Below are 24,991 nucleotides of genomic sequence, written 5' to 3' on the forward strand. Positions count from 1 at the left end.
AATTTCCGTCTCTGCACAAAAATCACTCAATTTCTATATCTGCGCAAAATCACTCAATCTCAAATGACGCAAAATCCACCGTTCCCTCTTTTACAAGAAAATAAAGCGCATGTTTTCCTGCTTCCACTTGAAGCCCGGACGTTACATGCTTCCAGTTTTTTGAATCCACCGCTGCCGACCCGACCATAGTTCCCGCCTGTGGATCGGGACTGTCCGCCCGCACCTCCAGGCATCCGAGGCCCCGCAGTTCCACGGTAATCCGGGATTCCGTTCCTTCAAACTGAAAATATTTAAAGCCTGCCGCCGACCCGGTACGCAGGTTGCGGATATATGGTTTCAGCCCCTTCTCTCCCGTCTCGTCCGCCTCTTCCGTGATATACGGCATTTCCTCCGGCAGTTCGGGCACTGCCTCGCCCGGGCCGCTCATCACGACCTGCCCTACCTGTTCCCGGTCTGCCTCAGTGAGATGGCAGGCGATGCAGGAGTCATACGCCCCTTTCGCAGGCAGCGGGCCGTCATGGAGTCCGCAGCTTGTAATCTCAATCTGGGGAATGGTTCCGTCTTCCTGGATCTTCACCTCATCCGCGCACCCCTGTCTGGAAAATGCGGTTCCATGGGTATGCCTGTGCCAGAAAATGTAGAGCCGGTCCCCGATCCTTTCCAGACCGCCGTGGTTATTTCCTGTATAATTCACTGCAAGGGTATTTCCCTCATATCCCAGGTCTCCGTTGGATACGATCACCCCTTTGTACGCAAAAGGGCCCTCGGGAGTATCCGCCGTCCCGTAACACAGTTCATGACCCTGAAGGCTCGAATAAACAAAATAATAGCGGTTTCCCAGCTTCCGGATGCTGGACGCTTCGAAAAACGGATGCGCTTCATAGGAAGTCCCCTTTGCCGTATCTATACCATTTGCCACACACTTCGGCTCGCTGATGATGGTATGCATGTCCTGTGCCAGCTTCACCATCATGGCCCCCGGAAATATCACATGCTCCATCCCCGGAAATTTCCGGGCCGGCGCGAATCCATAATAAAGATAATTCCCGCTTTCTTCTGAGAGGATGGCCGGATCGAACCATCGCCCCGCATCTGGAATTGTACCATCCTCCCTGCGCACAAAATCCAGAAATTCGTATTGTCCTGCGGGTGTATCACAGACTGCCACGGAAATCACGTTTACAAAATCCAGCGCATAGTACAGGTAATATCTGCCGTCCGGCCCCTGCGCCACATCCGGCGCATATAAAAGATGCGGATTTTCCTCCGTTCCCAGGGGCATTCCGATCTCAGGCAGCTTTTTTCCGTAGGGTGCGCCGTTCAGCGGGTCCTGCATTTTTTTATAGATAACACCCTCACAGGTCCACACACCCGGCTCCTCAACCGGCGCGCTCCAGCACACATAATCCTCTTCACAGAATGAGGTACCTCCAAGCCGGTCATGGCTTCCGTAAATGTAGACCCGATCCCCAAACACATGGGGTTCACCGTCCGGAACAGTCTCCCAGAATGGAAGGTATGGATTCAGTCCTGATGTTTTCATGAAATTCCTCCTCGCGATTTTTTCAGATGCACTTCAATACTTTTTCATGATAACAGCGGCCGGGGACAGAATCCATGTAGTAATTTATTCAGAATCCGACCTTTTTTCAGTTTGTTTCCCGGCCTTAAAAAATCCTATGCAGAGCACCTCCTGCCGGCCACTTTTCTGTTTATTTTAGCTTTCTGCCGAACCGCCTGTCCTTTTGTTTGATTTACGCAGAATATCATACTGGATTTATCATAAAATACGAAAGTATCTGGAAAAAACGGATATGATAAGCTTCAACGTTTGTACAAACAGGCCAATAAAGTTTATTACAAAGGAATACAAAGTAACGGTATGATAGAGCGTTTAGATATTGAAAAGATTACGAACGCAGTGAAAGACCAGCTAAATCCTTTATATAAGATACTTGGCGTAGATAAAAACTAAATAAGATTGGTATGTAAGAGCATAGCTCTTTACATAGAAAAAGCCAGAGGTTAACTCTGACTGATTCCCTTGCCAAAGAAGATCTTTGGAATTATTTTTAATTGTGAAAATTATTTAAGCGTCAACGCTGGATCGTTCTTTAGGCCAATCCATTACTATTTATGGTCATGCATCTGCACTTCCTCAAAACTCCGCTCCCCATACCCCGCAGAACGGATCCACCGGATTCACTCCCTGAAACGCGGACCTTCCCACGATCTTATCAATCACCTGATCCACCACTTCCTCTGTGGGCGTGTACCCGTTGATAAACGTCCGAAACATGGGCGCATCCAACAGATGGTATGGGTTTGCAATGGAAATGAACATTGCCGGAACCTCGTTTAAAAACCAGGGTGCGTCCGCCGCCATCAGGTGCAGCCAGTCGATCCTTCTCACGGACTGGTTGCTGGCCGTATCCAGGCATGCCACGTAGACCGCCAGGTCGAATTTGCTTTGGATATCCTCCACGCCGCCTTCAAACATCTCATGAAAATCCGGTCTGGAATAGTCAAACAGCGTTACCTCAAAGCCTTCCTTTTCCAACTTTTCCTTTACCAGTCCAATGGCCCCGTCTCCATCCTTGAAGCCGCCGTCCAGGCGGTCCTCCAGAATGTAAAGGCGGATTCTTTTATATGTATCCGGGGAGATCGGGAGCAGGTTCTGTGTATCCTTTACAAGAGTCACACTTTTATCCGCACATTCTCTCGCCCATGCCCGATGCTCTTCGCAGGCAACAACGGACAGCGCCTCTTCCCCGGGCACAAGGATCCCCTTTTCTTTTTTTCCGGGCAGGTCCATGGCCGCCTTCATGGCCAGAATCCGGGTCACGGCCTCGTCCACCCGTTCCATGCTCAGACGGCCGTCTGCGATGGCTTCCTGCACAAACCGGTAATCCTCCCGGATGTCCTTGTTGAACAGGATCATATCGCACCCTGCTGCCAGTGCGGCCGGGATTGCCTGGGAGCGTTTCATGGGGGTATTGAAGCCCACCATCGGCGTCGCGTCCGTCGTGATCATGCCGTTGAAGCCCAGTTTTCCCCGCAGCAGCCCCTGGAGGATTTCTTTTGACAAGGTGGCCGGAAGGATCTCTTCGTCCTTCAATTCCGGATTGATGTACTTGCTGTACGCAGGCTGCAGGATATGGCCCACCATGACGGACAGTGCCCCCGCATCCACAACCTCCTGCCAGACGGCCCCGTAGGTTCTGTCATAGTCTTCCACCGACAGGCTGTTCACAGAGGCCACCAGATGCTGGTCCCGTTCATCCACTCCGTCCCCCGGAAAATGCTTGACCGCCGCGGCAACGCCCTGGTCACTGAGCCCCTTTAGCTGTTCCCTGACAAATGTGGTGACCCGTTTCTGGTCGCTTCCGAAGGTCCGCACGTTGGTGATGGGATTGCGGAAATTCAGATCCAGGTCGCAGATGGGCGCAAAGGCCCAGTTGCATCCCACGGCCATAGCTTCTTTTCCCGCAATCGCCCCCAGGCGGTAAGCCTGTACCGAGTCATCGGTAGCCCCCGCCCCCATGGGCCTTGCAAAATACGTCCCGTCCGAGCAGATCCCGTTGCCGCCGGATTCCAGGTTCGCGCCGAAGAGCATGGGGATTCTGGAATGCTCCTGAAGAAAGCGGTGTGTCTTCTGGATCTCTGCCGCCGGCATGGGCCGGTACATGATCGCGCCGGGTTTGTACTCCTCCAGAAATTCCTTTAAGAACCCTTCCTCCGTATTGCCGCCGACGGGGCAGAACATCTGCCCGATCTTCTCCTCTGTGCTCATCCCCGCCAGTGTGTCGTAGACCCATTTTTCCTTTTTGTCATCCAGAAAAAACGGATTTGCTTTTAAATCCAACATCTCATCTTCCTCCTTAACCGATGCAGCCAATTCTCACAGCATGCTTTTCAGAATCCCTTTGTCCTGATTCTATATACAGCATACGCCTGCAAAAAGTGGAATGCAATGTATTATTTTTTTCTGAATCCGACATTTTTTCAGTGTATGACCGGATGCGTTCAGCTTTCCTGGCTGTTGTTTACGGTTTGAAGAACAAAAAAAGAAGGAGCAGCCGGGAAATAGGATTTATACACAACATACCGCGCATGTTCGATGACCCGCGATATATTGTGGAAAATCAGCTATTTCCTGACTGCCCCGCCTTTTTTAATTGTAGATTATGAAAGCTATTCTTTTATCTTATCAAGCTCTGTCAAATTAATACCACAAGCTGTCAAGATTACTTTTAATTCAATATACCGATCTTTCATAACTTTATACGCTTCTGAATCTTTTTCAGACAGTATCATATAATTTTGTAATCTGGAAAACTCTTCAATATTTTTTTGCAGCATTTCTTTTTCAGTCATGTAATTCCCTCCTTCGTTATGATGAAAATACGTCTATGAGATAGTTTCATTATAACAAAAGGATTTTTGAGTGTAAAGCCTTTAACAGCACTCTTTTTTACCACTCAAATACTTTCTTTACCGCCTTTTCCTCATCCATATTATAATAGGTCTGTTCTTTCACCGGAGCCTCCGTCTGTTCTCTGGACGCAATCAGCACCCAGTCATGCTCCGGGCCGGAATCTGGGGCGGATACGCTGAGTTTCCCTCCGGCTGCCTGTGCAGTCTCTGCTGCTTCTGCCCTCTGCCCGGCGTGGGTATAGAACTTTCCGTCCCTCGGATTATACCACCACAGGCAGACTTCCCCGTCAAACTCCCGGGGCGCTTCCGGATTCCAGACATTTCCCAGGTTCAGGACGGCTCCGCCCCCGCTTGGAAAATAGACGCAGGCAAACCTTTCATCCAGGCAGGTACATGCCTGCAGATGCAGATCCAGCACATCCTCCCCCTCGGTCTGAGGCAGTATCTCCCGGGCCGGACGGGCGGTCATGATCTGCAGGCTGTCAGAAAACTGCCGCAGATAGCGGATCTGTTCAGAGCCCTCGGACTGCAGCGCTTCATACCATGTCTGGCTGCTGATGGGGCTTTTCTCCTGCTCGGAAACACAGCACCATACGGAAGCGTGCCCGTAGGTATACCCAAACGCGCCGGAAAACAGCGACCAGTAGGCCCGTTTTCTTGTCATCCAGGAGCCGTGCGTCTTCGTTTCCGGAGTGATGGGCCAAGAGGTGGGCATCATCTCGTAGGCTGGCTCCCCATCCCATACCGGCATCACTTTTTTGCGGCTGTATTCCTTTTCCACCAGTTCATAATTTTTCGGGGTCAGGCCATGGCCGGACTGCAGCATGATAAAATCAATCCAGGCTTCCTCGTCCGTCCAGTAAGACATAGTGGAGCATTCCCCTGTCTGCATCTCGTGGCATGCGTGGTAGGTCATCAGGACGTCCTTCCAGGCATCGTCAGGCTGGTTGTACTTTAAGTCCTGACCCAGCACGCCTTTGGCGATTCCTTCCGCCAGGCGCCTCCACACATTTTTATAATCCACCCCGTCATGGATGGGCTGGCGGTCTCCTCCAAGACACCAGAGGATATGGTTTTTCTCCCGGTAGCGGTTTCCGATCCACCGGCCGTAGCGGTACGCGTTTTCTTCGGTAATCGTCTTTTCATAGGTACAGCCGCTCCAGTCGCTTCCAACCACCAACTGGCCCCATACAGGCAGGAGCAGGACATAGAAGCCGTACGACTCCGCCTTATCCAGAATCCAGTCCAGATATTCAAAATAGCGCTCGTTTGGCGTGTCCGGATCGTCGTTTAAAAGCGCCTTCTCCCCGGACGGGCTGTGCATCTCCATATCCCGCTCCGGGTCCAGCGCCACGATCTGGAGCACGGTAAAGCCCTGACTTTTTCTCTTTTTCATCAGATATTCCACATCGTCCCATTTCAGCCTCTGGGGGATCGTCCAGTCCGTGTCCGCAATCCATGTAAACGGCTTGCCGTCGGCAGTGACAAAATAACGCCTGTTTTCCGAAATCCTTAATTTCTCCATCATTTCTTCCTCTTTCATTATATGCAGTCTGCAAAGCAGCTCTTTGTACAATACTTTATACATAATCGATAGAACAGATTTTCATCCATTACTTTATAAGCAATCTGCAAAACAGATTTTCATCTATTCCTTTATAAGCAGCCAGCAGGACCGATTTTGATACAGTACTTTACATCACAGCTCAGGACAGAACTTTTTTTACAGCACGCTTCCATCCCTCATATTTTTTATTCCGCAATTTTTCCTGCATGTTCGGTGTATATTTTGTACGGCCCAGCTTTTCAAAAATGGTTTCATCCCAGATGCCAAGCGCCAGCCCGGCCGCATAGGCAGGCCCCATCCCGGAGAGTTCATCGGAATCCGGCACCTGTACGTCGATTCCGGCGATGTCGCTCTGAAACTGCATGAGATATGTATTTCTGGTCGGCCCGCCGTCCACCCGCAGCTCATGGACCTCCACCCCGGAATCCTCGCTCATGGCCCCGATCACATCCTGAATCTGGTAGGCAATGCATTCCAGACCGGCCCTTACGATCTCCGCCCGGCCGGTGGTCCTGGTCATTCCGGTGAACATGGCGGTGGCCCGGCTGTCCCAATAGGGCGCACCCAATCCGGAAAATGCCGGAACCAGATACAGCGGATCGTCTGACGCCGCCTGCTCTGCCAGGGCCTGTGTTTCCTGGGGACTGTCAATCATTTTCAGGTCGTCTTTCAGCCAGGTGATCACAGCTCCTGTATAATTTAAGTTTCCTTCCAGCACGTAATTGACTTTGCCGTCCATGCTCCATGCCAGGGACGTGACCACCCCGTGGGTGCTTAACACAGGATTCTCACCGATGTTCATCATGATGGACGATCCGGTGCCGTAGGTGGATTTCATCATCCCCGGCTGCAGGCAGCCCTGTCCGAACAGCGCGCCGTGGGAGTCGCCCAGCACGCCGTGAATCGGAACCGGATTCGGAAGCAGCCCGTCAAAATCCGTTTCTCCGAAGTTAGAATTGGAGTCGCACACTTCCGGAAGATTGTTCGGATCGATTCCGAATATATCACAGATTTCCTCATCCCATTTCAGGTCAAAAATGTTAAAAAGCTGTGTCCGGGACGCATTGGAAAAATCGGTTTTATAGGAGGCTTTGCCGGTCAGCTTGTAGATCACCCAACTGTCGATGGTTCCGTGGCAAAGCTTACCTGCGTCTGAGAGTTCCCTGGCGCCTTCCACATTTCTTAAGATCCAGGCGATCTTGGATGCCGGAAAATAGGGGGACAGGTTCATGCCTGTCTTTCGGCGGATTTTCTCCCCATGGCCCGCCGCTGCCACCTGGTCGCAGAGATCCGCGGCCCGGGCGCACTGCCACACCACCGCAAGCCCCACAGGCTCCCCGGTGATCCGGTTCCATGCCAGGGAGGTTTCCCGCTGGTTGCTGATCCCCACACCGGCCACCTTGTCCCTGTCGATCTGCGTCTCCTCCAGCAGCCTGGCGGTCACCGCAATGATATTCTGGTAAATTTCCATTGGGTCGTGGGACACCCAGCCCTTCTCATCGATGATCTGCCGATGGGCCTGATCCACCCTCCAGATCAGGCTTCCAGCCGAATTGAATAATAATGCTTTTGTTCCCTGGGTACTTTGATCAATGCTGATCATATATTGTTCTGACATCATTCACCCCATCCTTCATCTGGATGCCAGTATGCTGATTCCTGCCATCCCTTCCTATTTTGATTGAAGCCACATCAGAATCTACGGACAGCATCCTTCTGATGTGGCTATCTATGATCGTCTTTACAGCAATTCCATGGCTTTCTTTGCGATTCCTTCCGCATTCAGTCCGTAATGGTCAAATACCTCCTTTGACGTTCCGGTGATCACCGGTGCGTCGGGCAGGGCAAGGTTGACCACTTTTCTCGGGCATTCGCTTCCCACCACCTGGCTGACCATGGAGCCCAGTCCTCCGAAGGGCGCATGCTCCTCCACCGTGAGCACTGCCTTTGCCCCGGACGCAGCCTTTACGATGGCCGCTTTATCCAGAGGCTTGATACAGTACATATCCACGACTGCGGCATGGATGCCCTTCTCTTCCAGAAGCTTTGCCGCATCCGCCGCAGGCTTTACCATTTCCCCGCAGGCTATGATAGCAATATCTGTACCTTCTCTCAGAACCGTTGCCCGATCCATTTCAAAGGGCACGTTTCCTTCTTCGTAGACATCCTCCACCGGATTTCTGCCGACCCGGATGTACGCCGGCTTCTCATCCTTTAACAATGCTTTGAATAAATGCTCTGTCTGCAGGCGGTCGCTGGGGATATAGACCCGCATGTTGGGAATGGAGCACATAGCCGCGATATCCTGGGCGGAATGGTGACTCATGCCGAGAGCCCCGTAGCTGACGCCGCCGCTGATCCCGATCAGCTTTACGTTGGTGTTGGAGTAAGCCACATCCACCTTGCACTGCTCATAGCTTCTGGTGCTTAAGAAGCTGGCCGGCGAGGACGCGTAAGGCTTTTTCCCGCATTTTGCCAGACCTGCGGAAATGCTCACCAGGTTCTGCTCCGCAATCCCCACTTCCACGAACTGCTCTGGATAGGTGTCCGCAAATTTCGTCATGGACGCGCTTCCTCTGGAATCGCTGCAGAGCGCCACCACATCCTTATCCTCTTTTGCCGCCTCAACCAATACGTCACAAATGACCTGTCTGTTCGCTATCTTATTCATGGAGCAGCGCCTCCTTTCTCTCCTTCAGATCTTTTCTGATCTGCGCCAGTTCCTCCTGATTCGGCACCTTGTGGTGCCATCCTGCTTTATGTTCCATCACCGGGGAGCCTTTTCCCTTAACCGTGTTGGCGATCAGTACCGTAGGTTTTCCTTTGGTTTCTTTTGCTTCCTCGAAGGCCGCCTTAAGCTGGGAAATGTCGTTGCCGTCCGCCACGTCAATGACATGCCAGCCGAATGACCGGAATCGTTCGTGAAGGTCGTCGTGAGCCATCACATCCTCAGTATTTCCGGAGATCTGGAGGCGGTTTCGGTCTACCACCGCACACAGATTATCCAGCTTGTAATGACTTGCCGCCATTGCGCCTTCCCATACGGAGCCTTCCGCCAGCTCCCCGTCGCCCATCACAGTATAGGTGCGGTATCCCTGCCCGTTCATCTTTGCCGCCAGCGCCATGCCCACGCAGACCGGCAGCCCGTGTCCCAGAGAACCGGAGTTCATCTCAATACCCGGCAGCTTGTTGTTGGGATGGCCGATGTATTTGGAGCCGAATTTGCTGAATTTTTCGATCACTTCCTCAATCGGGAAAAATCCTTTTTCCGCCAGCACCGCATAGTAGGCTTCCATGGAATGGCCTTTACTCATGACAAATTTATCCCGGTCTGGATCGTCCATATTTTCCGGACTGATATTCATCTGGTCAAAATACAGCTCTGTCAGGATCTCCATGACGCTCATGTCGCCGCCGATGTGTCCGGTTTTCCCTTCTACGATAATATCAATGGTGCGTTCCCGCATTTCATAAGCCAATGCTTTCAGATTGCTCATAATACAACGTCCTCCCCTCTCAGGTATGCTTTTACGTCTTCCTCGATCGGATCGTACAGATCCGGCGTGACTCCGATATATTTACATGCTTCGTATAATACCGGCACTACATTTTCATGAATGCCGACGCAGTGGTGAATGTACGGGCCTTCCACAATCTTCGCCTCCAGGCGCTTGATGTTGTCCACCTCTACCCAGAGGTAGGTGCCCATGCCCTTCGGACCTTCGATTCCCTTCGCGTTTCCAAGGAGCAGGGAATACTCGCCGTGGTCTCCGTCAAATCTCACCAGGCTCACCTTGCCGTGTTGTGCCTCCGCGGTGATGCTGCCGGGATGATCAAATGCCAAAGGATAGGTGATCTTCGGTGTTTCCTTTGCCACCGAAATGGGCCATGGACCGCAGTGCTGCAGCAGTTCCCCGTTTGCCGCATCCGGATGGCGGATGGTCCAGTCTGCAAAGAAGCTTCTCTTCTCTCCCAGGCTGGCAGCTTCGGTGATCAGAGCGGTGACGGCTCCGTGGATGTCGGTCTCGCAGACTACCGGAATCCCTTCCTCGTTCATCAGCGCATTTGCCGCACAGGGCATAATGCCGATCTCGGACTGGAGCTGGTTCCAGCACTGGATGGCCGCTGCCTGGCAGCCGTATTTGTTTACCAGGCGCTTCATTGCCACCTTCAGGGCCGCTACGTTTTCCAGTTCTTCGTCCTTGACACAGATCTCCATGTGGTCCCGGCAGTACTGAATCACTTCCGCTACCTCCGTGCCCTCCTCCTTTGCCTTCTTCATCTCATCGGTCAGCTCCGGCATGGGAATGGGGGTGAGCTGGATGTTGAATTTCTCCAAAAGCTCTCCTTCGTTGCACATGGTGGACCAAAATTCATAGGGCCTTGTGGAAATCTGTAAAATGCGGATGTTCCGGAAGGTTTTCACCACATTGCAGACTGCCAGGAAATCCCGCAGGCCCCGCTCAAATACCGGGTCTTCCAGGCGGCAGTTGGTCATGTATGTAAAGGGGATATTGAACCTGCGCAGTACCTTTCCTGTCGCGAACAGTCCGCACTGGGTATCCCGAAGCCTGGTACCGTCCGCTTCCGGACGCTCGTCCAGAGGCCCCCACAAAAGGACCGGTACGTTTAAGTCCTTCGCAAGGCGGGCGCATTCAAATTCGGTTCCGAAATTGCAGTGGGGAAGGAAAAGTCCGTCGATGTTTTCCCGCTTGAATTTTTCCGCAATTTTGATGCGGTCCCCGTCGTCGTAGAGCAGACCCTCTTCGTTGATATCCGTAATGTCCACAAAATCAATGTTCAGTTCCTTCAGACGCCGCGCCGTCAGCCCCCGGTATTTTACCGCGTCGGGCGCGCTGAAAATGCTTCTTCTTGTTGGTGCGTAGCCGATTTTAATCCTTGTCATTTTCTGTTCCTCCGTTAATATGTAACCAATGCCTTCTTGAATCTAAAGCAATCATAATCCATTATTTTCTAAATTGCATCCAATAATTTAGTATTTTTAACTAAATTATCTCTAAACTTTTTGTGTTTCTATTGCATTTCTCAGGCAAATCATGCATACTGATTGTAAAAACACGTTACAATTCACAGTCGGATAAAAAACGGCAGTCAGATTCGTCAAACGCAGCTTGTAAAAAGCGGATTGGCAGTTTTTATCTGGCTGTGAATCGTAACAAAAGCAAAGAAAACCTGCCGCTGAATTATGAAGGAGATTTTAGATGAAGATTACCGCAAAAGAACTCGCAGCAAAACTGAATTTATCGCCTGCCGCTGTCAGCATTGCCTTAAACGGCCGGCACGGGGTCAGCACAGAGACCCGCAAACGGGTGCTGGATGCCGCAGAAAAGTACGGCTATGATTTTACAAGGATCTCGGAGAAAAAGAGGGCCTCCGGAACGGTCTATTTCTGTATTTATAAAAAGCACGGCGCCGTGGTGGGGGACACGCCGTTCTTTTCCCAGGTTTCGGAGGGGATTGCCTCCGGCTGTAAAAAAGCGGAGTTCCGGATGAAGGTGACTTATCTGTATGAGGATTCGGAGCTGGAACGGGAGATCGAGGAGATCCAGTTCTCTGACTGTGTGGGCATGATCCTGCTTGGAACCGAGATGACGCCGGAGGATTATACCCATTTCTCCCATCTGCCTTTTCCGGTGATCTTTTTGGATACGTCCATGGAAGGGGTTGCCTGCGACTGTGTACTGATGGACAATGTCCTGGGGGCGTTCCAGGCGGTCAGCCACCTGATCAAGCGTACCCGCTGCCAGCCCGGTTACCTGCATTCCTTCTATCCGATCAGCAACTTTAACGAACGGCAGGACGGTTTTTACAAGGCGCTCCGCACCCACGGCCTGTCCACCTCCAGCTCCATCGTCCACCGGCTGCCCCCGTCCATGGACGGCGCTTACAGCGATATGCTGGAGCTTTTGAAGGCCGGGACGCCCACCGCTTCGGCCTACTTTGCGGACAACGACTGGATCGCCTTAGGCGCCATGAAAGCCTTTAAAAAGATGGGGTACCGGATTCCGGATGATGTGGCGGTGGTCGGGTTTGACGATATCCCTTTCTGCACCGTCATTGAGCCGTCCCTTACCACCATCCGGGTGCCCAAGCAGTCCATGGGGGAGGCGGCCGTTTCCCGCCTCATGACACGGCTGGAGCAGCCGGGGGCGCCGATGGAAAAAATCCGGCTCGGTACGGAGCTGGTTCGGCGGCGCTCTGTAGCCGCAAAATGATTTTTCCTTGCAAAAGAGATGCCATCTGCTATAATGGAAATATACTGGCAGCACATTTTTTCTGCTTATACACAACTGGGAGGTATTATGCCATACTATATAACCTACGGTGAATTTCAGTATCACCTGCAAGACTACTTTAAACGAACGGGAAGCCGGATGCAGTTTCCGGAGATGACGGACTATCTGTTCCGCAAGGGGATGATGTCCCAGACTCCTCCCCCTGAGCTTCCCGTGAATAAAATGTTCGGAGATTTGACGGATGAGGAATTTGACAAGGCTGTCAATTCCTTTGTCCTTGCGCTGACTCCATACCAGTCCGTCTCCTCCGATGTTCCGGAGCATGATATCATCCCTCTGGCACGGGACGTCTACATCATCCGGCATCCCCGTTATACTCGGCCGTACAAACATACGCACAATTATTTTGAGATCAACTTCGTCGCCTCCGGGGAATGCGATCTGGCATTTGAAAATGAGCAGAGAGTTTTAAAGGCCGGAGAGCTGTGTATCATTGCGCCCTCCTCTAAGCATGACGTGATCATCAATGACGACGAATCCGTTGTATTCACGATCATGATCCGGAAGAGTACGTTTAACACGACTTTTTTCTCCCTGATGTCGCAGAAAAACCTGCTCTCCCACTTTTTCCGCACGATCCTGCAGGGGGACGCCCACTCCAACTACCTGCTGTTTTACTCCGACGATATCCACTGGCTGAAGATCATCGTCCGAAACGCCATGGCCGAGTGCTACAAACAGGATACGTTCAGCAACAGCAACGCAATCAACTGGATTCACCTGTTTTTTTCACATTTGCTGCGGGATTACAGTAAAACGGTGCAGTTCTACAATTACCAGCTTGGAACGGATTTTTCTCTGATCCTACAGTACATCCAGCACAATTACCAGACGCTGACGCTGGCGTCGCTGGCAGAATTTTTCCACTACAGTGAGCCCCATCTGAGTACGCTGATCAAGCAGAATACCGGCTGCGGCTTTACAGCGCTGATCAAGCAGCTCAGAATGGCCGATGCCACCTCGTTTTTGATCAATACGAAAATGAAGATCAGCGAGATCGCAGAGTGCGTGGGCTACAATTCGGCAGATCATTTTTCGCGGATCTTCCGTTCGGAATACCAGATGTCGCCCCAGGAATACCGAAAGAAGCACCAGAGCGCGGAGGATCTGTTCCAGCCCATGGCCCAGGTGAATTGATTTCTGATGGACTTATCCACTGTAAGAAATGCGTTGGGAGGCGGCAGGTGTAAAAAGACAGGGTCGGAAGCTGTTACAGTTTCCGGCCATGCCATACGAGGACGTTCGTATCAATCAGAACCCTCATGCGTTTTCATCCTCATTTCTCAATTCTTTTACAAGCGCCATAACATCATCGTCAGATGTGAGACCGGCCCGCTCTGCTTCGCCTGCCATTTCCCCCTGGAGCATCTGCATGGCATAGACAGCCGAATTAACGATACGGACAGTGCCACCCTCCACAATAAAAGAAATACGGTCTCCGCTTGCCACGCCAAGCACTTCACGGACATCTTTCGGAATTGTAACCTGTCCTTTTGCCATGACCTTTGCATTGTCAACAAAAGCATTCGCTAACATATCTTTAAGGCAACGTAGTAAAAAAAGTGAATCACAGGATAATGCTTCTGAAACCGGGTTGCTTTTTCATATTCTTCTTTTCGATGGAAAAGCCTGTTCAGTTCAAAGCAATCTTTTTTTCCGATATGCGCAGTGGTTTTAGAAAGCTTTGCCTTATGTTCAACGAGATACTTGCAGAACGCTTCAAAATCCCGGCAGATGATTTCGGCATCGCCGGTTCGGATTTGAATTGCGGGGGTCTTCTTTTGTTTTGCCATGGGAAATCTCCTTACTTTATCCGTTTTTGTTTTTACTATATCTTATCCGGAGTTCCATCACAAGACAAACAGGATAAAAACGCCGGCTCCCTTCGCAAGGATTTGACAGACTCTGCCAATCCGTCTATACTGGAATGAAAAGATGCATGAAGTGGCAAAGAGATAAGGAGGAAAACCATGATTACCCTTTTCAACCGTAGAGAAGCCTATATCACCTATTCCATGCAGGAGCAGAGCGAGATCCGCAGCTTACTGGCGCAAAGCGGGATTGACTATTCTGTAAAGGTGATCAACCGAAAGAGCCCGTCTCCTGCGGATGCAGGCTCCAGGGCCCGTACGGGAAGCTTTGGCGAAAATCCTGGTCTGATGTATGAATATATCTTCTATGTCCATAAGGACGATATCGAAAAGGCCAGGCGGATTGTACAGGCCCGGAGGAAATGAACGCCGAGGCAGTTTCTTATTTTCTTTTCAGCCGCCGGTACTGGTTCGGCGTGATATGATGATTTTCTTTGAAAATCTTACAGAAATAGCTGCAGGTCCCAAACCCGGTCTCCAGGGCGATCTCCAGGATACTCTGGTCTGTGTTCCACAAAAGCTCCTGGGCCTTCTGCAGCCGTATCGAGACCAGAAATTCCCCGGGCGTGATGCCCAGTATTTTCCGAAAGACACGGTAGCATTCCCGCTCGCTGATGTGCACCGCGTCTGCCAGCATGGCCGCAGTTATTTTTTCACTGTAATTCTCCCGGATCTTGGAAAGCATTTTCTTGATCCTTTCATCCTCTTCCGAATCAAATGCACTGTCTTCTTCTCTGCCTTCCATTGCCCAGGAATACACCGTCTCCCAAAGTTCGGAAAAAAGGCTTCTGACACGCAATTCGAAAAAAGGTGCCTTTTCCTGACTGAGCCGGATGCCCTCCTGCAGTCTCTCCAAAAATACCGCATCCGATGGATTTCCCTGATACAGGGGCCTGGCATCCAATCGCTTTCGTTCCTGCACGGGCATCATGTATTTCAGGTCGTATATGCTGCCGGAACTGCCTGCCAGGAAAGACCGGTCAAAAAACTGGGAACACAGCGCCATCTCTTCCGCCGCCTCCTGCCGATGCAGTGAATGCAGCGTACCGGAATTGATAAAGATGCCGTCTCCTCTGCGGAGGGTGTACTCATGATGATTCGTCTTATACAGGATCGAGCCGCCCACGATATAGCCAAATTCAAACTCATCATGCCAGTGCCACGGAATGTCCGTCCAGTAGCATTTTTCCGGTTCCGGCATGTACAGTCCATAGTGCAGCAGCTGGTTCTGGTAGATGATCCTTTCTTTTTTTGTTTTGTCAATCTGGAATTTTGACGTCTCTTCCATTGTTCCTCTCTCAGATTCTGCAGTATGCGTTTTTGGTGGCAGAGTCTTTCTCTCTTTTGCCAGCTGATCCTTCCTTAAAAAACGCCATAAAGTAGATTTTAAAGTCTGACAGCTTTTCTGGCAGAATCTTTATATTTTTTGTCTGTATCCTTATTTAAAACAATCGTTCCTTGCAGTATCATGATATATTATAAACCAAAGACAGGAGGTTGTCATCTATGATTTATTATGTATCTGCAAATGCTTCCCATCGAGGAAGCGGCACAAAGGAAAACCCTTTCCCCACGATCAGCCAAGCTGCCAAAATCGCACGCCCGGGAGATGAAGTGATCGTTGCTCCCGGAATCTACCGCGAATATGTGAATCCATTCCGCGGCGGCACCGACGAAAATCATCGGATCGTATACCGCAGCGAGATTCCTTTGGGGGCGGTCATCACCGGTGCGGAGCCTGTTAAGCACTGGACCCGATATGAAGGAAATGTATGGACGGCACGGATTCCGAACGGCCTGTTCGGAAACTACAATCCCTACACAACCGTGATCTGCGGAGACTGGTACAATGCGGTCACTCCGGCCCATACCGGGGAGGTCTACCTGAACGGAAAGTCACTCTACGAAACCGCCTCTCTGGAGGGCGTGATCCATCCTTCCAAATATCTCAGTTCCTGGGATCCGGATTTTACGATTTACAAATGGTATACGGAACAGGACGGAGATCACACCGTGATCTATGCTAATTTCCAGGGCGCTGATCCCAATGCGGAGAATGTGGAGATCAATGTACGCCGCAATTGCTTTTATCCGGATCAGACCGGAGTGGGATACATCACCCTGTCCGGATTTGCTGTAAAGCAGGCCGCCACCACCTGGGCTCCGCCCACTGCCTATCAGGAGGGCATGGTCGGTCCTCACTGGTCAAAGGGCTGGATCATCGAGGACTGCGAGATTTCCCATTCCAAGTGCTCCGGCATTTCTCTGGGAAAATATCTGCAGCCGGAAAATGAAAACAAATGGACCACCCGGCTTTACAAGGACGGCACCCAGACCGAGCGGGACGCCATCTGCCAGGCTCAGAGGGAAGGCTGGACGAAGGAACGGATCGGCTCCCATATTGTGCGCCGCTGCAATGTCCATGACTGCGGACAGACCGGAATCGTGGGGCATCTGGGGGGCGTGTTCTCTGTGATCGAGGACAACCATATCCACCATATCAACAACAAGCAGAACCTTGCCGGAGCCGAGATCGGGGGCATCAAAATGCATGCGGCCATTGACGTGACCATTCGCCGCAACCATTTCCACCACTGCACACGGGGGCTTTGGCTGGACTGGCAGGCACAGGGCACCCGTGTTACACAGAATCTGTTCCACGACAATGTACCGCCGAAGGGCACAGAGATTGCGGACGGACTTGCCCTTGGGGAGGACATTTTCATCGAAGTGTCCCACGGCCCCACTCTCATCGACAACAACCTGCTGCTCTCCGACTGCGCCGCCCGCATCAGCACCCAGGGGATCGCGTTTGTCCACAACCTGATCACCGGCTCCTTTACCTGGGTGGGACAGGGGACGGACAACGGGGGACGCCGCCTTCCCACACCGCGCTACACGCCCTACCATGTGCCCCACCGCACGGAGGTAGCCGGGTTTATGACCATCCTTCACGGGGATGCCCGGTTTTACAACAACATCTTCGTACAGAAGGAGATCCGGCAGGATCTGACCACATATGCGGAAAACAGCGGCATGGCCGCAATGTATCAGTTCGTGTGCGGCACCATGCCTTATGACGGCTATCCCACGGCGGAGGAATATTTTTCCAGATTCACGCCGGAATCTGCGGTGGATCACTGGGGAAAGGATATCTATTATGACCATCTTCCGGTGTATACAGGGGGGAATGTGTACTTCAACGGCGCGCAGCCCTGCGATTGCGAGGAAAATTACCGGGTTGACAGGGAACATCACGTCACGGTATCTCTGAAGAAGGAAAACGGCAAATACCGTCTCGAAACCAACCTGTACGAGCATCTCCCGGAATTTGAGATTCCCTTTGTCAGCACGGAAACACTGGGGGAGGCATTTGAACCGGAGCAGAAGTTCGAAGAGCCTGACGGGACGCCGATTGTGTTTGCATATGATTACTTTGGAGAAAAACGGGAGATTGTGCCGCTGGCGGGACCCTTTGCCAAAATAAGAAGATATTTAGAACTAATTCAGTAATAAACACTTGATTTATTATAGAAATTTAGTAAAACATCAGATATCCGATGAGGAAGTTCCTGCACACCCGGGATCTTCCCTGCAAAGCAGGCAGAGTTTCCGGGTATGCATTACAATCACATAGGAGGATAAGATCATGAAACAATTTGAAACCGCAGAATTTGCCCTGCGGGGCGCAGAACCCCAGGGCAGCTGCGCAGACGTGGATGTGACCGCTGTCATCACCGGAGAGGGCTTTCAGCAAACGCTCAAAGGCTTTTATGCCGGAAACGGCATTTATAAAGTCCGTTTTCTCCCCCCAAAGGCGGGCACCTTCCAGTACCGCGTCTCTGGATGTGTCGAAGGGGAAGGAACCTTTCTGGTAGAGCCCGCGGACAGCAGCCGCCACGGCATGGTTCAGGCGCGGGGAGAACACTTTGCCTATGAGGACGGCACCCCCTATTCCCCCTTCGGAACCACGGTGTACGCCCTGGTCCACCAGACGGAAGAGCTGATCGGCCAGACCATGGACTCCCTCTCCAAAGCGCCCTTTAACAAAATCCGGTTCTGTGTATTCCCAAAAAGCTACGATTACAATCACAATGAACCGCAGCGGTACGCTTTTGAAAAGGATGCGGACGGAAACTGGGATGTCCATTCCCCCTGCCTCGCATTCTGGGACGCGCTGGAAGATCGGATCCGGGAACTCGACAGGATGGGGATCGAAGCAGACCTGATCCTCTTCCACCCCTACGACCGGTGGGGATTTGACGCACTCCCGCAAAAGGACAATCTGGTGTACCTGGACTATGTGATCCGAAGACTTTCCGCATTTCCAAATATCTGGTGGAGCCTTGCTAACGAATACGATATCAGCAGCAAAAGTCTGGAGGACTGGGAAGAAATCGAAGAATTTGTGGCAGCAAACGATCCCTGGCATCATCTTCTGTCCTGCCATAACTGTTTCCCTATGTGGGATGCTTCCCGAAAGAACATTACCCACATCTCCATCCAGACAAAGGTGTTCTGGAATCTTGCAAAGCTTCGGGAAACGTATCATAAGCCTGTTATCCTGGACGAATGCTGTTATGAAGGCAACCTGCCTATGTTCTGGGGAAGCATCTCCGGCCACGAAATGGCACGGAGGTTCTGGCGAGCGGTCGCTGTGGGCGCCTACTGTACCCACGGCGAGACCTTCCTGGACCCGGAGCATGAGATCCTTTGGTGGGCAAAGGGCGGCCGCCTGAAAGGGGAAAGCCCGGAACGGATCGGTTTTTTAAAGGAAATTCTGGAAAGCCTTCCGGAACCTCTGGAGGCGCTTCCAATCCAGATCGAAGGCGCTGCCCGTGTCGCCTCCATGCCGCCCCAGCAGCAGGAAGAGATCTTTAGCCATGCGGAGCCCATATTCCGCAACGTGGTAAAAGCGGTTTCCCGCATGAGTGCGGAAGACCTGCATGATTTTATCGCGGCCGAATACCTGTACCAGGGGCACTGCGGCGAAGAGTGTTACCTGTATTTCTACGACACCAGGACCTGCGCCGAGGATACGGTCACGCTTCCCGAAAGCCATACCTACCGTGTGGAGCTGATCGATACCTGGAACATGACCCGCGAGACTCTAAAAGAGCATGTCAACGGCAAAGTCACCATTGCCCTGCCGGGCAGGGAGGATATGGCGGTGCTTGCGGTAGCGGAATGATCCCCAGCACATAGGTGGCCGTTTGCCGGCAGAGGTACAAAAGATGCGCTTGCCTGATTTGTAACTGTGGCGGCCGGGAAACAGCGGGGTTTCCCGGCAGACCTTTTATGCTTGTTTTATTTTAAGGCATCATAGGATGCATCCTCTACCGAGTATTCCAGTTCTCTTTTACGGCACCTTCATTGTGCTCGCATATCAGTGATCAGCTTTCCTATATTGCTGCCTACACAATTTTCTAACTCTGCAACATCTTCACAAAATTCCTTTTCATTACTTATAGCCTTATCAATGTCCTTCAATAATTTCTCTGCCTTATAAGAGCTCTTTTTATACCCTGGCCAAAGTCTTCGAAGTTCTTGTTCTACATACCTTCTTTTTGCTGTCACTTTTGGATTTTTCAACAGTTTTTCTCTATCCAGTTCAAATACTCCATCAAAATGTAACAACAGCCAAAATTCAAAACATGGGTTTGTAACATATAACCCAAATTCCATTTCTTCACACTTATCAATTACATACTGATACTGATTATTTTTTGATGAAGAAACAAAGCTTTCTCTGTCGCGATCTATAATTAAGCAAATCCTGTCAAATCCTTCTGCATAGGTGAATCCGCCTTCTTTTATAATATTTGAAATATCTGCAATCACATGCTGTAGATCATATTCTTCCTGTAATGCCTTTAAAATTAAATTGCAGCTCTTTTCTATATCTTCCACAAATGTATCAAGCTTTTTCAAACATTTTTCTTCACAAATCCTGCACATTGTTTTCCAAATGCTTCTTGCCTGTATCCTACTGGATGTTATTACTTTTATTTCATAAAAGTAATCCATAATGCGGTTCAGCAATGTTTCATAAGAAATATGATTTGTTCTGCTTTCTTCCAAGTTTTCAATAACCCGATCCAATATTTTTTTTGGATTACTCCATCCGTCTTCACTATAGCTTCTAATAATTGGAATAATCTCAATCAACGGGTTTATCTCAATTTTTTCACGCAGGGAACTAACTGCATCAAAATAGATCGCTTCTGTTTCAGAACCTTCGTATACGAGGAAATACTTTCTTAGAGTTTTATCCGACGCGAATACCTGTGTCCGCTCTGCAAATGTTCTTTTCTCTCTCATCCCTATACCTCTCGAATCGGGAATATAGTATTGAAAACCGGAACCCCCCCATAACGTCCTTCCAAATAAGCTTTATCAATTTTCTGATCAAATCTGGCATTGTATTCCTCTAAAGAATAAATATCGGTTTCTCCGGATTTCCTTTTATTTACAAACCAAATTTCATCACGGCGCAGCAAATCAAAATCTAATAAGCGTGATTCATGAGTTGTTACAATTAATTGAATATTTTTCTCGGATGCCAGTTCTAAAAATGTTTCGACAAATTTATATGTCAGACTGGGATGCAGACATCGATCCAGTTCATCAATGATATACGTTTTGCTTTTACCTGATAACAGCACTTCTAATAAATCTAAAAGTCTTACAGTACCATCCGATTCCTCTGACAATTCAAACAAAACATTCTTTTTTTCATGCGAAAATTTAATTGTTTTGCAAATAATGTTTTCTTCCTTATCAATGTTGATCATGAAAAAATTTCTGTAACTTCGCATTACAAATCCAAATCCACCTAAATCCATATCCTCCTTCATCTCCACCATTTTCTTTTCAATATCCGCAAGCAAGTCCTCTTGAATCTTCTTTGGTAAATGTCCTAATACCTTCTCAACAGGAACTTCCACCATCTGAAAATCTGTAATCCCTGTCCCGAACGCTGCTATAATTCTACAGATTTTTTCTACATTTTCTGTTTCCGCCATGTAGGAGTAATCGGAAATAGGTCTGTTTGGATAATTAATATCCAAATTATTTTTTATCCACATATATACATCCTGAAATATGGCAGCCTGCTTAAACTGTTGATACAAAGTCTTCTTATTTTGATTCATAACTGATAAAAATAATGCACTGCCATCCTCCTGTATATCCTCTGCATAAACATTCAATTTTTCTATTAATCCTTTTGCCTTTACTTCTCCGCCAAGTTCATAAGTCCCTTCGTTGATATCACGGCTGAAAATTAATTTTTCCCTATTATCCGATGTTAGCTCCACTAACCATTCTGATATAAATCGGCTTTGGTTTAAAATCACCTCAAACCCATAAGCATAGTATTTATTATTTAATAAAATTTCTAATTCAAAATAGCTTTCCTTCTCTTTACTTTCCTCAGTAACTTTACAGTAATGATCGGTGTGTCCTTTTGGTAAACCTGATACTACGATTCTTTGCATAAAATCCAGTGCCTTTACCAGGTTAGATTTACCAGCGGCATTTGCTCCATAAACTGCAGCAAATTTTAGAAGCTTAATCTTTCCATCCTCATATACATGTTCCTTTTTGCTCCTTACTTTTCCAGTAATCATAGAAAACTCTTCTGATTTTCCATCCTCTCTTTCTGAAAATGACAAGAAGTTTTTTACATTAAATCGAATAAGCAATTTATAGCGCCTCCTATACTTGATATTTATACCATATGTATTTTTTTCACTTTTGTCAATGCCACAAATCTATTTTTATCCTACTTTTTTTATTTTAAACGATTTTTTCACTTTTAACATTTTCATAAGTAAACAAAAAACCGGCTCAAATATTATATCTACCAGTTTAAGGCTGCAACAATACCTTGCCTTCCGATCATATCCAATGAAAAACAGATAGAACTCGCACAAGATATATGATACTATTGCAGTATGAACCAAATAACAAGTGAACAAAGCAAATAACATATATTTTGAGGTATCATATCATGACATCTGTTTATCATTATCATTCGCCCCTGGGCGGTATTACGATTTCCGCCATTGGAAACGAACTCACAGGACTATGGTTTGACGGCCAGAAGTATTTCGGCAGTACGCTGCCAAAAGAATATGAGGAACAGCCCCTCCCTGTGTTTGAAGAAACTAAGAAATGGCTTGACATCTATTTCAGCGGCAAGGCTCCGGATTTCACGCCGCCGCTGAAAATGGAAACAACGCCTTTCCGCAAAGCCGTATGGGAACTATTGCTCACGATTCCATTCGGGCAGACCCTGACATACGGCGGGATTGCGGACCGCGTCGCAAAGCAGATGGGGCTTCCCCATATGTCTGCCCAGGCGGTGGGAGGCGCGGTGGGGCACAACCCCATTTCACTGATCATTCCCTGCCACCGGGTGGTGGGAACAGACGGAAGCCTGACAGGCTACGCCGGCGGGATTGAGAAAAAGCTGCATCTGCTTACTATGGAAAACGCTGAGATCGTTCAAAGGTAGCCATACGTTTTCCTATGCTTCCAGAACATCCCCGCCGACAGCACCAGCGCCATCAGCTCCGCCGCAGGCGTGGCCAGCCAGATTCCGCTGACCCCCAGAAACAGCGGAAGCACCAGCATGGTGATCAGCATGAATACAAAGGATCGGGAAAATGCCAGGACCGCCGACACCACTCCGTTGGACAGTGCGGTGAACATCCCGCTTGCAAAAATATTAAATCCGATAAATATAAGCGCTATGGTACAGATCCGGTTTCCGGTCACGGCCAGGTCATAGACCGGGTTGTCCGGCCTTGCAAACACAGATACCAGCGGTTTTGTCAGCGCAAAGGATGCAGCCAGCGACAGGACGGAAATGCAGGCGATCACTTTCAGGCTGATCCTGATCAGCGTTTTCAGTTTTCTGTGGTTTTCTTCCCCGTGATAATAGCTGATCATAGGCGCCACCCCGTAGGAATATCCGGTATACAGGGAACTGACAAACATCAGCACATACATGATGATCGTCACCGCCGCCACGCCGTTTTCCCCCACATATCTCAGCATCGTCCAGTTGAACATCATCGTGATGATCCCGGTAACAAGTGCTGTGGCCATCTCCGAGCATCCGTTTGACGCCGCGTTTACAAGCACCTTAATACGGGGCACCGGTTTGCGGAAATGGAGAAGGCTTGTTTTCCGGCTGAACACGACCAGTCCCACAACTGCTGTCACAGAGTATCCCATCCCTGTCGCCACGGCCGCGCCTCCGATCCCCATATCCAGCATCCCTATAAATACATAGTCCAGCACCATGTTCAAAACGCCCCCCGTCACGGAGCATACCAGGGAAAGCGTTGCCTTTTCGCTGGCGATCATGTAGAGTGTAAAGTTGTTCATCAGCAGGATCGGAACCGTAAACAGCAGATACCGGCTCAAGTATTCCACACAGTATCCGGCCACCTCCGCAGACAGATTCATCCCCGCGAAAACCGGCCCCATCGCCAGATAGCCCAGAGCGCACATCACAAATCCCACCGCCGCGTTGACCAGGATTAAAAAGGTAAAATCCTCCCTTGCCTCCGAGACCTTCTGCTCTCCCATTTTTTTCATGATCACCGCGCTGCCTCCGGTGGCCAGCATGGTGGAAACAGCGGTCACAACCTGGATGATCGGCGCCGTCAGGTTGATCGCAGAGAGCGCGTTTGTACCGATCAGGTTGGACACAAACAGGCCGTCAACCATGGTGTAGAAGGACATAAATACCGTCATGGCTATGGTGGGGACGGCAAATTTCAGAATATGCTTCAATGTAACCGGTTTTTCGTATAAGGTTTGATTTTCCATTGTGTTTTTTTCTCCTTGCTTTTATAATCTGTATATAGTATCATAGACCGTACAGTAACTGTATGGTCAAGGAGATTTTTAAAAAATGATTCAAAACGAGAAATTGCTCACCATCGGCCAGTTTGCGGCCATGCACGGAATCAATAAGAAAACACTGATGTGGTATGACGAGATCGGGCTGTTCCGGCCGGCGGCCGTCAACCCGGAAAATGGATACCGCTGTTACAGCTATCGACAAAGCGCCGTCTTAGAGACCATTCTCCTGCTTCGGGAACTGGACGTATCTGTCAGCGAGATTCAGGATTTTATGAAAAACCGTTCCGCCGCCAGCCTGAAAATCCTGTTGGAAGAAAAAATAACGGCCCTGGATCAGAGTATCGAACATCTGAGGTCGCTCCGGAAAACCTTATGCAGCTATCATGAACATATGGAGACCCTGCTGACTATGGACCTGTCCCAGATTCGTATTGTGGATAAGGAAGAACGGGCCTTAGTGACCGTTGAGATCACCGGGGAGACTTCTTTTGAAAAAGAGGTGGAAATGATCACCGCCGCAACGAAAAAATGCCAGCTCCGCCGCCTGCACGACGCCTCCTACGGGACCATGCTTCCGGTGGAAAGCATTTACGGGGGGCATTTTGAGGACTATACCCGCCTCTTCATTGAAATTCCCGATCCCACGGCATCGGTTTTTACGGAAGAATCCGCAGAACCCCGCCCCCGGGAAAGCGCATTCCATATACAGTCCGCCGGCAGGTATATCCAGGCTTTTCACAAGGGGCCATGGAAAGAGATTCCCCGCAAATATCGGGAAATCCTGGATTTTGCCGAAGCGCAGAACCTGACGCTGTACGGCTTTTCCTATGAAATGGGGATCAATGAAAATGTGATCGAGAGGATGGAGGATTATATTACGCAGATTGAGATTCCAGTTTCGTAAACATTCCCTTTTA

21 protein-coding genes are annotated in these 24,991 nt (G+C 49.8%); 7 read left to right on the forward strand and 14 right to left on the reverse strand.

Annotated elements, in window-relative coordinates:
- Positions 1 to 49: 49 nt before the first annotated feature.
- The 8 genes from ACTOY7_RS15465 to ACTOY7_RS15500 all read right to left on the reverse strand — a co-directional run bounded on the left by ACTOY7_RS15465 (position 50) and on the right by ACTOY7_RS15500 (position 10,910).
- Positions 50 to 1,543, reverse strand: a complete 1,494-nt coding sequence (locus ACTOY7_RS15465; protein ID WP_482671040.1) for a family 43 glycosylhydrolase — start codon at positions 1,541 to 1,543, stop codon at positions 50 to 52.
- Between the two features lie 615 nt (positions 1,544 to 2,158).
- Positions 2,159 to 3,868 (reverse strand): glycoside hydrolase family 3 protein, encoded by a 1,710-nt coding sequence (locus tag ACTOY7_RS15470; RefSeq protein WP_482671041.1) that lies wholly within the window; start codon positions 3,866 to 3,868, stop codon positions 2,159 to 2,161.
- Positions 3,869 to 4,194: 326 nt separating this feature from the next.
- The gene (locus ACTOY7_RS15475; protein ID WP_004068952.1) at positions 4,195 to 4,377 is read right to left on the reverse strand and encodes a hypothetical protein; all 183 of its coding nucleotides are present in this window, start codon (positions 4,375 to 4,377) and stop codon (positions 4,195 to 4,197) included.
- A 97-nt stretch (positions 4,378 to 4,474) separates the two neighbouring features.
- The gene (locus ACTOY7_RS15480) at positions 4,475 to 5,965 is read right to left on the reverse strand and encodes a glycoside hydrolase family 140 protein (RefSeq protein ID WP_482671042.1); all 1,491 of its coding nucleotides are present in this window, start codon (positions 5,963 to 5,965) and stop codon (positions 4,475 to 4,477) included.
- A gap of 178 nt (positions 5,966 to 6,143) precedes the next feature.
- Positions 6,144 to 7,622 (reverse strand): FGGY-family carbohydrate kinase, encoded by a 1,479-nt coding sequence (locus tag ACTOY7_RS15485; protein WP_482671055.1) that lies wholly within the window; start codon positions 7,620 to 7,622, stop codon positions 6,144 to 6,146.
- A gap of 123 nt (positions 7,623 to 7,745) precedes the next feature.
- Positions 7,746 to 8,675: a transketolase family protein gene (locus tag ACTOY7_RS15490; protein ID WP_004068958.1), complete on the reverse strand. Its 930-nt coding sequence runs from the start codon at positions 8,673 to 8,675 to the stop codon at positions 7,746 to 7,748.
- Complete coding sequence (locus ACTOY7_RS15495; RefSeq protein ID WP_004068960.1) at positions 8,668 to 9,501, reverse strand: transketolase; 834 nt, start codon at positions 9,499 to 9,501, stop codon at positions 8,668 to 8,670. The genes ACTOY7_RS15490 and ACTOY7_RS15495 overlap by 8 nt, the downstream gene beginning before the upstream one ends.
- A complete protein-coding gene (locus ACTOY7_RS15500) occupies positions 9,498 to 10,910 on the reverse strand; it encodes an L-fucose/L-arabinose isomerase family protein (RefSeq protein ID WP_394684647.1) in 1,413 nt (470 codons plus the stop codon). The genes ACTOY7_RS15495 and ACTOY7_RS15500 overlap by 4 nt, the downstream gene beginning before the upstream one ends.
- A 316-nt stretch (positions 10,911 to 11,226) precedes the next feature.
- Here ACTOY7_RS15500 and ACTOY7_RS15505 point away from each other — a divergent pair, with 316 nt between their 5' ends.
- Positions 11,227 to 12,240, forward strand: a complete 1,014-nt coding sequence (locus tag ACTOY7_RS15505; RefSeq protein WP_482671043.1) for a LacI family DNA-binding transcriptional regulator — start codon at positions 11,227 to 11,229, stop codon at positions 12,238 to 12,240.
- 87 nt (positions 12,241 to 12,327) lie between these two features.
- A complete protein-coding gene (locus ACTOY7_RS15510) occupies positions 12,328 to 13,458 on the forward strand; it encodes an AraC family transcriptional regulator (RefSeq protein WP_300825290.1) in 1,131 nt (376 codons plus the stop codon).
- A gap of 123 nt (positions 13,459 to 13,581) precedes the next feature.
- On the opposite strand, the gene ACTOY7_RS15515 is transcribed toward ACTOY7_RS15510, so the two are convergent.
- Both ACTOY7_RS15515 and ACTOY7_RS15520 read right to left on the reverse strand, forming a co-directional pair.
- Entirely contained in the window at positions 13,582 to 13,857 is a 276-nt protein-coding gene (locus tag ACTOY7_RS15515) for an AbrB/MazE/SpoVT family DNA-binding domain-containing protein (RefSeq protein WP_300885224.1), read from the reverse strand.
- Positions 13,851 to 14,114, reverse strand: a complete 264-nt coding sequence (locus ACTOY7_RS15520) for a hypothetical protein (protein ID WP_300885225.1) — start codon at positions 14,112 to 14,114, stop codon at positions 13,851 to 13,853. The genes ACTOY7_RS15515 and ACTOY7_RS15520 overlap by 7 nt, the downstream gene beginning before the upstream one ends.
- Before the next feature lie 177 nt (positions 14,115 to 14,291).
- Between ACTOY7_RS15520 and ACTOY7_RS15525 the strand changes: the two genes are divergently transcribed.
- Positions 14,292 to 14,558: a hypothetical protein gene (locus ACTOY7_RS15525; RefSeq protein WP_482671044.1), complete on the forward strand. Its 267-nt coding sequence runs from the start codon at positions 14,292 to 14,294 to the stop codon at positions 14,556 to 14,558.
- Positions 14,559 to 14,574: 16 nt separating this feature from the next.
- On the opposite strand, the gene ACTOY7_RS15530 is transcribed toward ACTOY7_RS15525, so the two are convergent.
- Complete coding sequence (locus ACTOY7_RS15530) at positions 14,575 to 15,480, reverse strand: helix-turn-helix domain-containing protein (protein WP_482671045.1); 906 nt, start codon at positions 15,478 to 15,480, stop codon at positions 14,575 to 14,577.
- Positions 15,481 to 15,698: 218 nt separating this feature from the next.
- Here ACTOY7_RS15530 and ACTOY7_RS15535 point away from each other — a divergent pair, with 218 nt between their 5' ends.
- Together ACTOY7_RS15535 and ACTOY7_RS15540 are read left to right on the forward strand one after the other, a co-directional pair.
- Positions 15,699 to 17,705: a right-handed parallel beta-helix repeat-containing protein gene (locus ACTOY7_RS15535; protein WP_482671046.1), complete on the forward strand. Its 2,007-nt coding sequence runs from the start codon at positions 15,699 to 15,701 to the stop codon at positions 17,703 to 17,705.
- Positions 17,706 to 17,841: 136 nt separating this feature from the next.
- Positions 17,842 to 19,383 (forward strand): DUF5605 domain-containing protein, encoded by a 1,542-nt coding sequence (locus ACTOY7_RS15540; protein ID WP_482671047.1) that lies wholly within the window; start codon positions 17,842 to 17,844, stop codon positions 19,381 to 19,383.
- A 179-nt stretch (positions 19,384 to 19,562) separates the two neighbouring features.
- Here the strand turns inward: ACTOY7_RS15540 and ACTOY7_RS15545 are convergent, their stop codons facing one another.
- Together ACTOY7_RS15545 and ACTOY7_RS15550 are read right to left on the reverse strand one after the other, a co-directional pair.
- Positions 19,563 to 20,513: an RloB family protein gene (locus ACTOY7_RS15545; RefSeq protein WP_300885230.1), complete on the reverse strand. Its 951-nt coding sequence runs from the start codon at positions 20,511 to 20,513 to the stop codon at positions 19,563 to 19,565.
- Positions 20,514 to 20,515: 2 nt separating this feature from the next.
- Complete coding sequence (locus ACTOY7_RS15550) at positions 20,516 to 21,898, reverse strand: AAA family ATPase (protein WP_300885231.1); 1,383 nt, start codon at positions 21,896 to 21,898, stop codon at positions 20,516 to 20,518.
- Positions 21,899 to 22,206: 308 nt separating this feature from the next.
- On the opposite strand from ACTOY7_RS15550, the gene ACTOY7_RS15555 reads away from it, so the two are divergent.
- Entirely contained in the window at positions 22,207 to 22,713 is a 507-nt protein-coding gene (locus ACTOY7_RS15555) for a methylated-DNA--[protein]-cysteine S-methyltransferase (protein WP_482671048.1), read from the forward strand.
- On the opposite strand, the gene ACTOY7_RS15560 is transcribed toward ACTOY7_RS15555, so the two are convergent.
- Positions 22,704 to 24,038 carry an MATE family efflux transporter gene (locus ACTOY7_RS15560; protein ID WP_482671049.1) on the reverse strand — a complete coding sequence of 445 codons (1,335 nt, stop codon included), beginning with the start codon at positions 24,036 to 24,038 and terminating at the stop codon, positions 22,704 to 22,706. The two genes, ACTOY7_RS15555 and ACTOY7_RS15560, sit on opposite strands and share 10 nt — an antisense overlap.
- A gap of 85 nt (positions 24,039 to 24,123) precedes the next feature.
- Between ACTOY7_RS15560 and ACTOY7_RS15565 the strand changes: the two genes are divergently transcribed.
- Entirely contained in the window at positions 24,124 to 24,978 is an 855-nt protein-coding gene (locus tag ACTOY7_RS15565) for a MerR family transcriptional regulator (RefSeq protein ID WP_482671050.1), read from the forward strand.
- The last annotated feature ends 13 nt before the right edge of the window (positions 24,979 to 24,991 follow it).

The sequence above is a fragment of the Schaedlerella sp. genome (assembly GCF_056796775.1).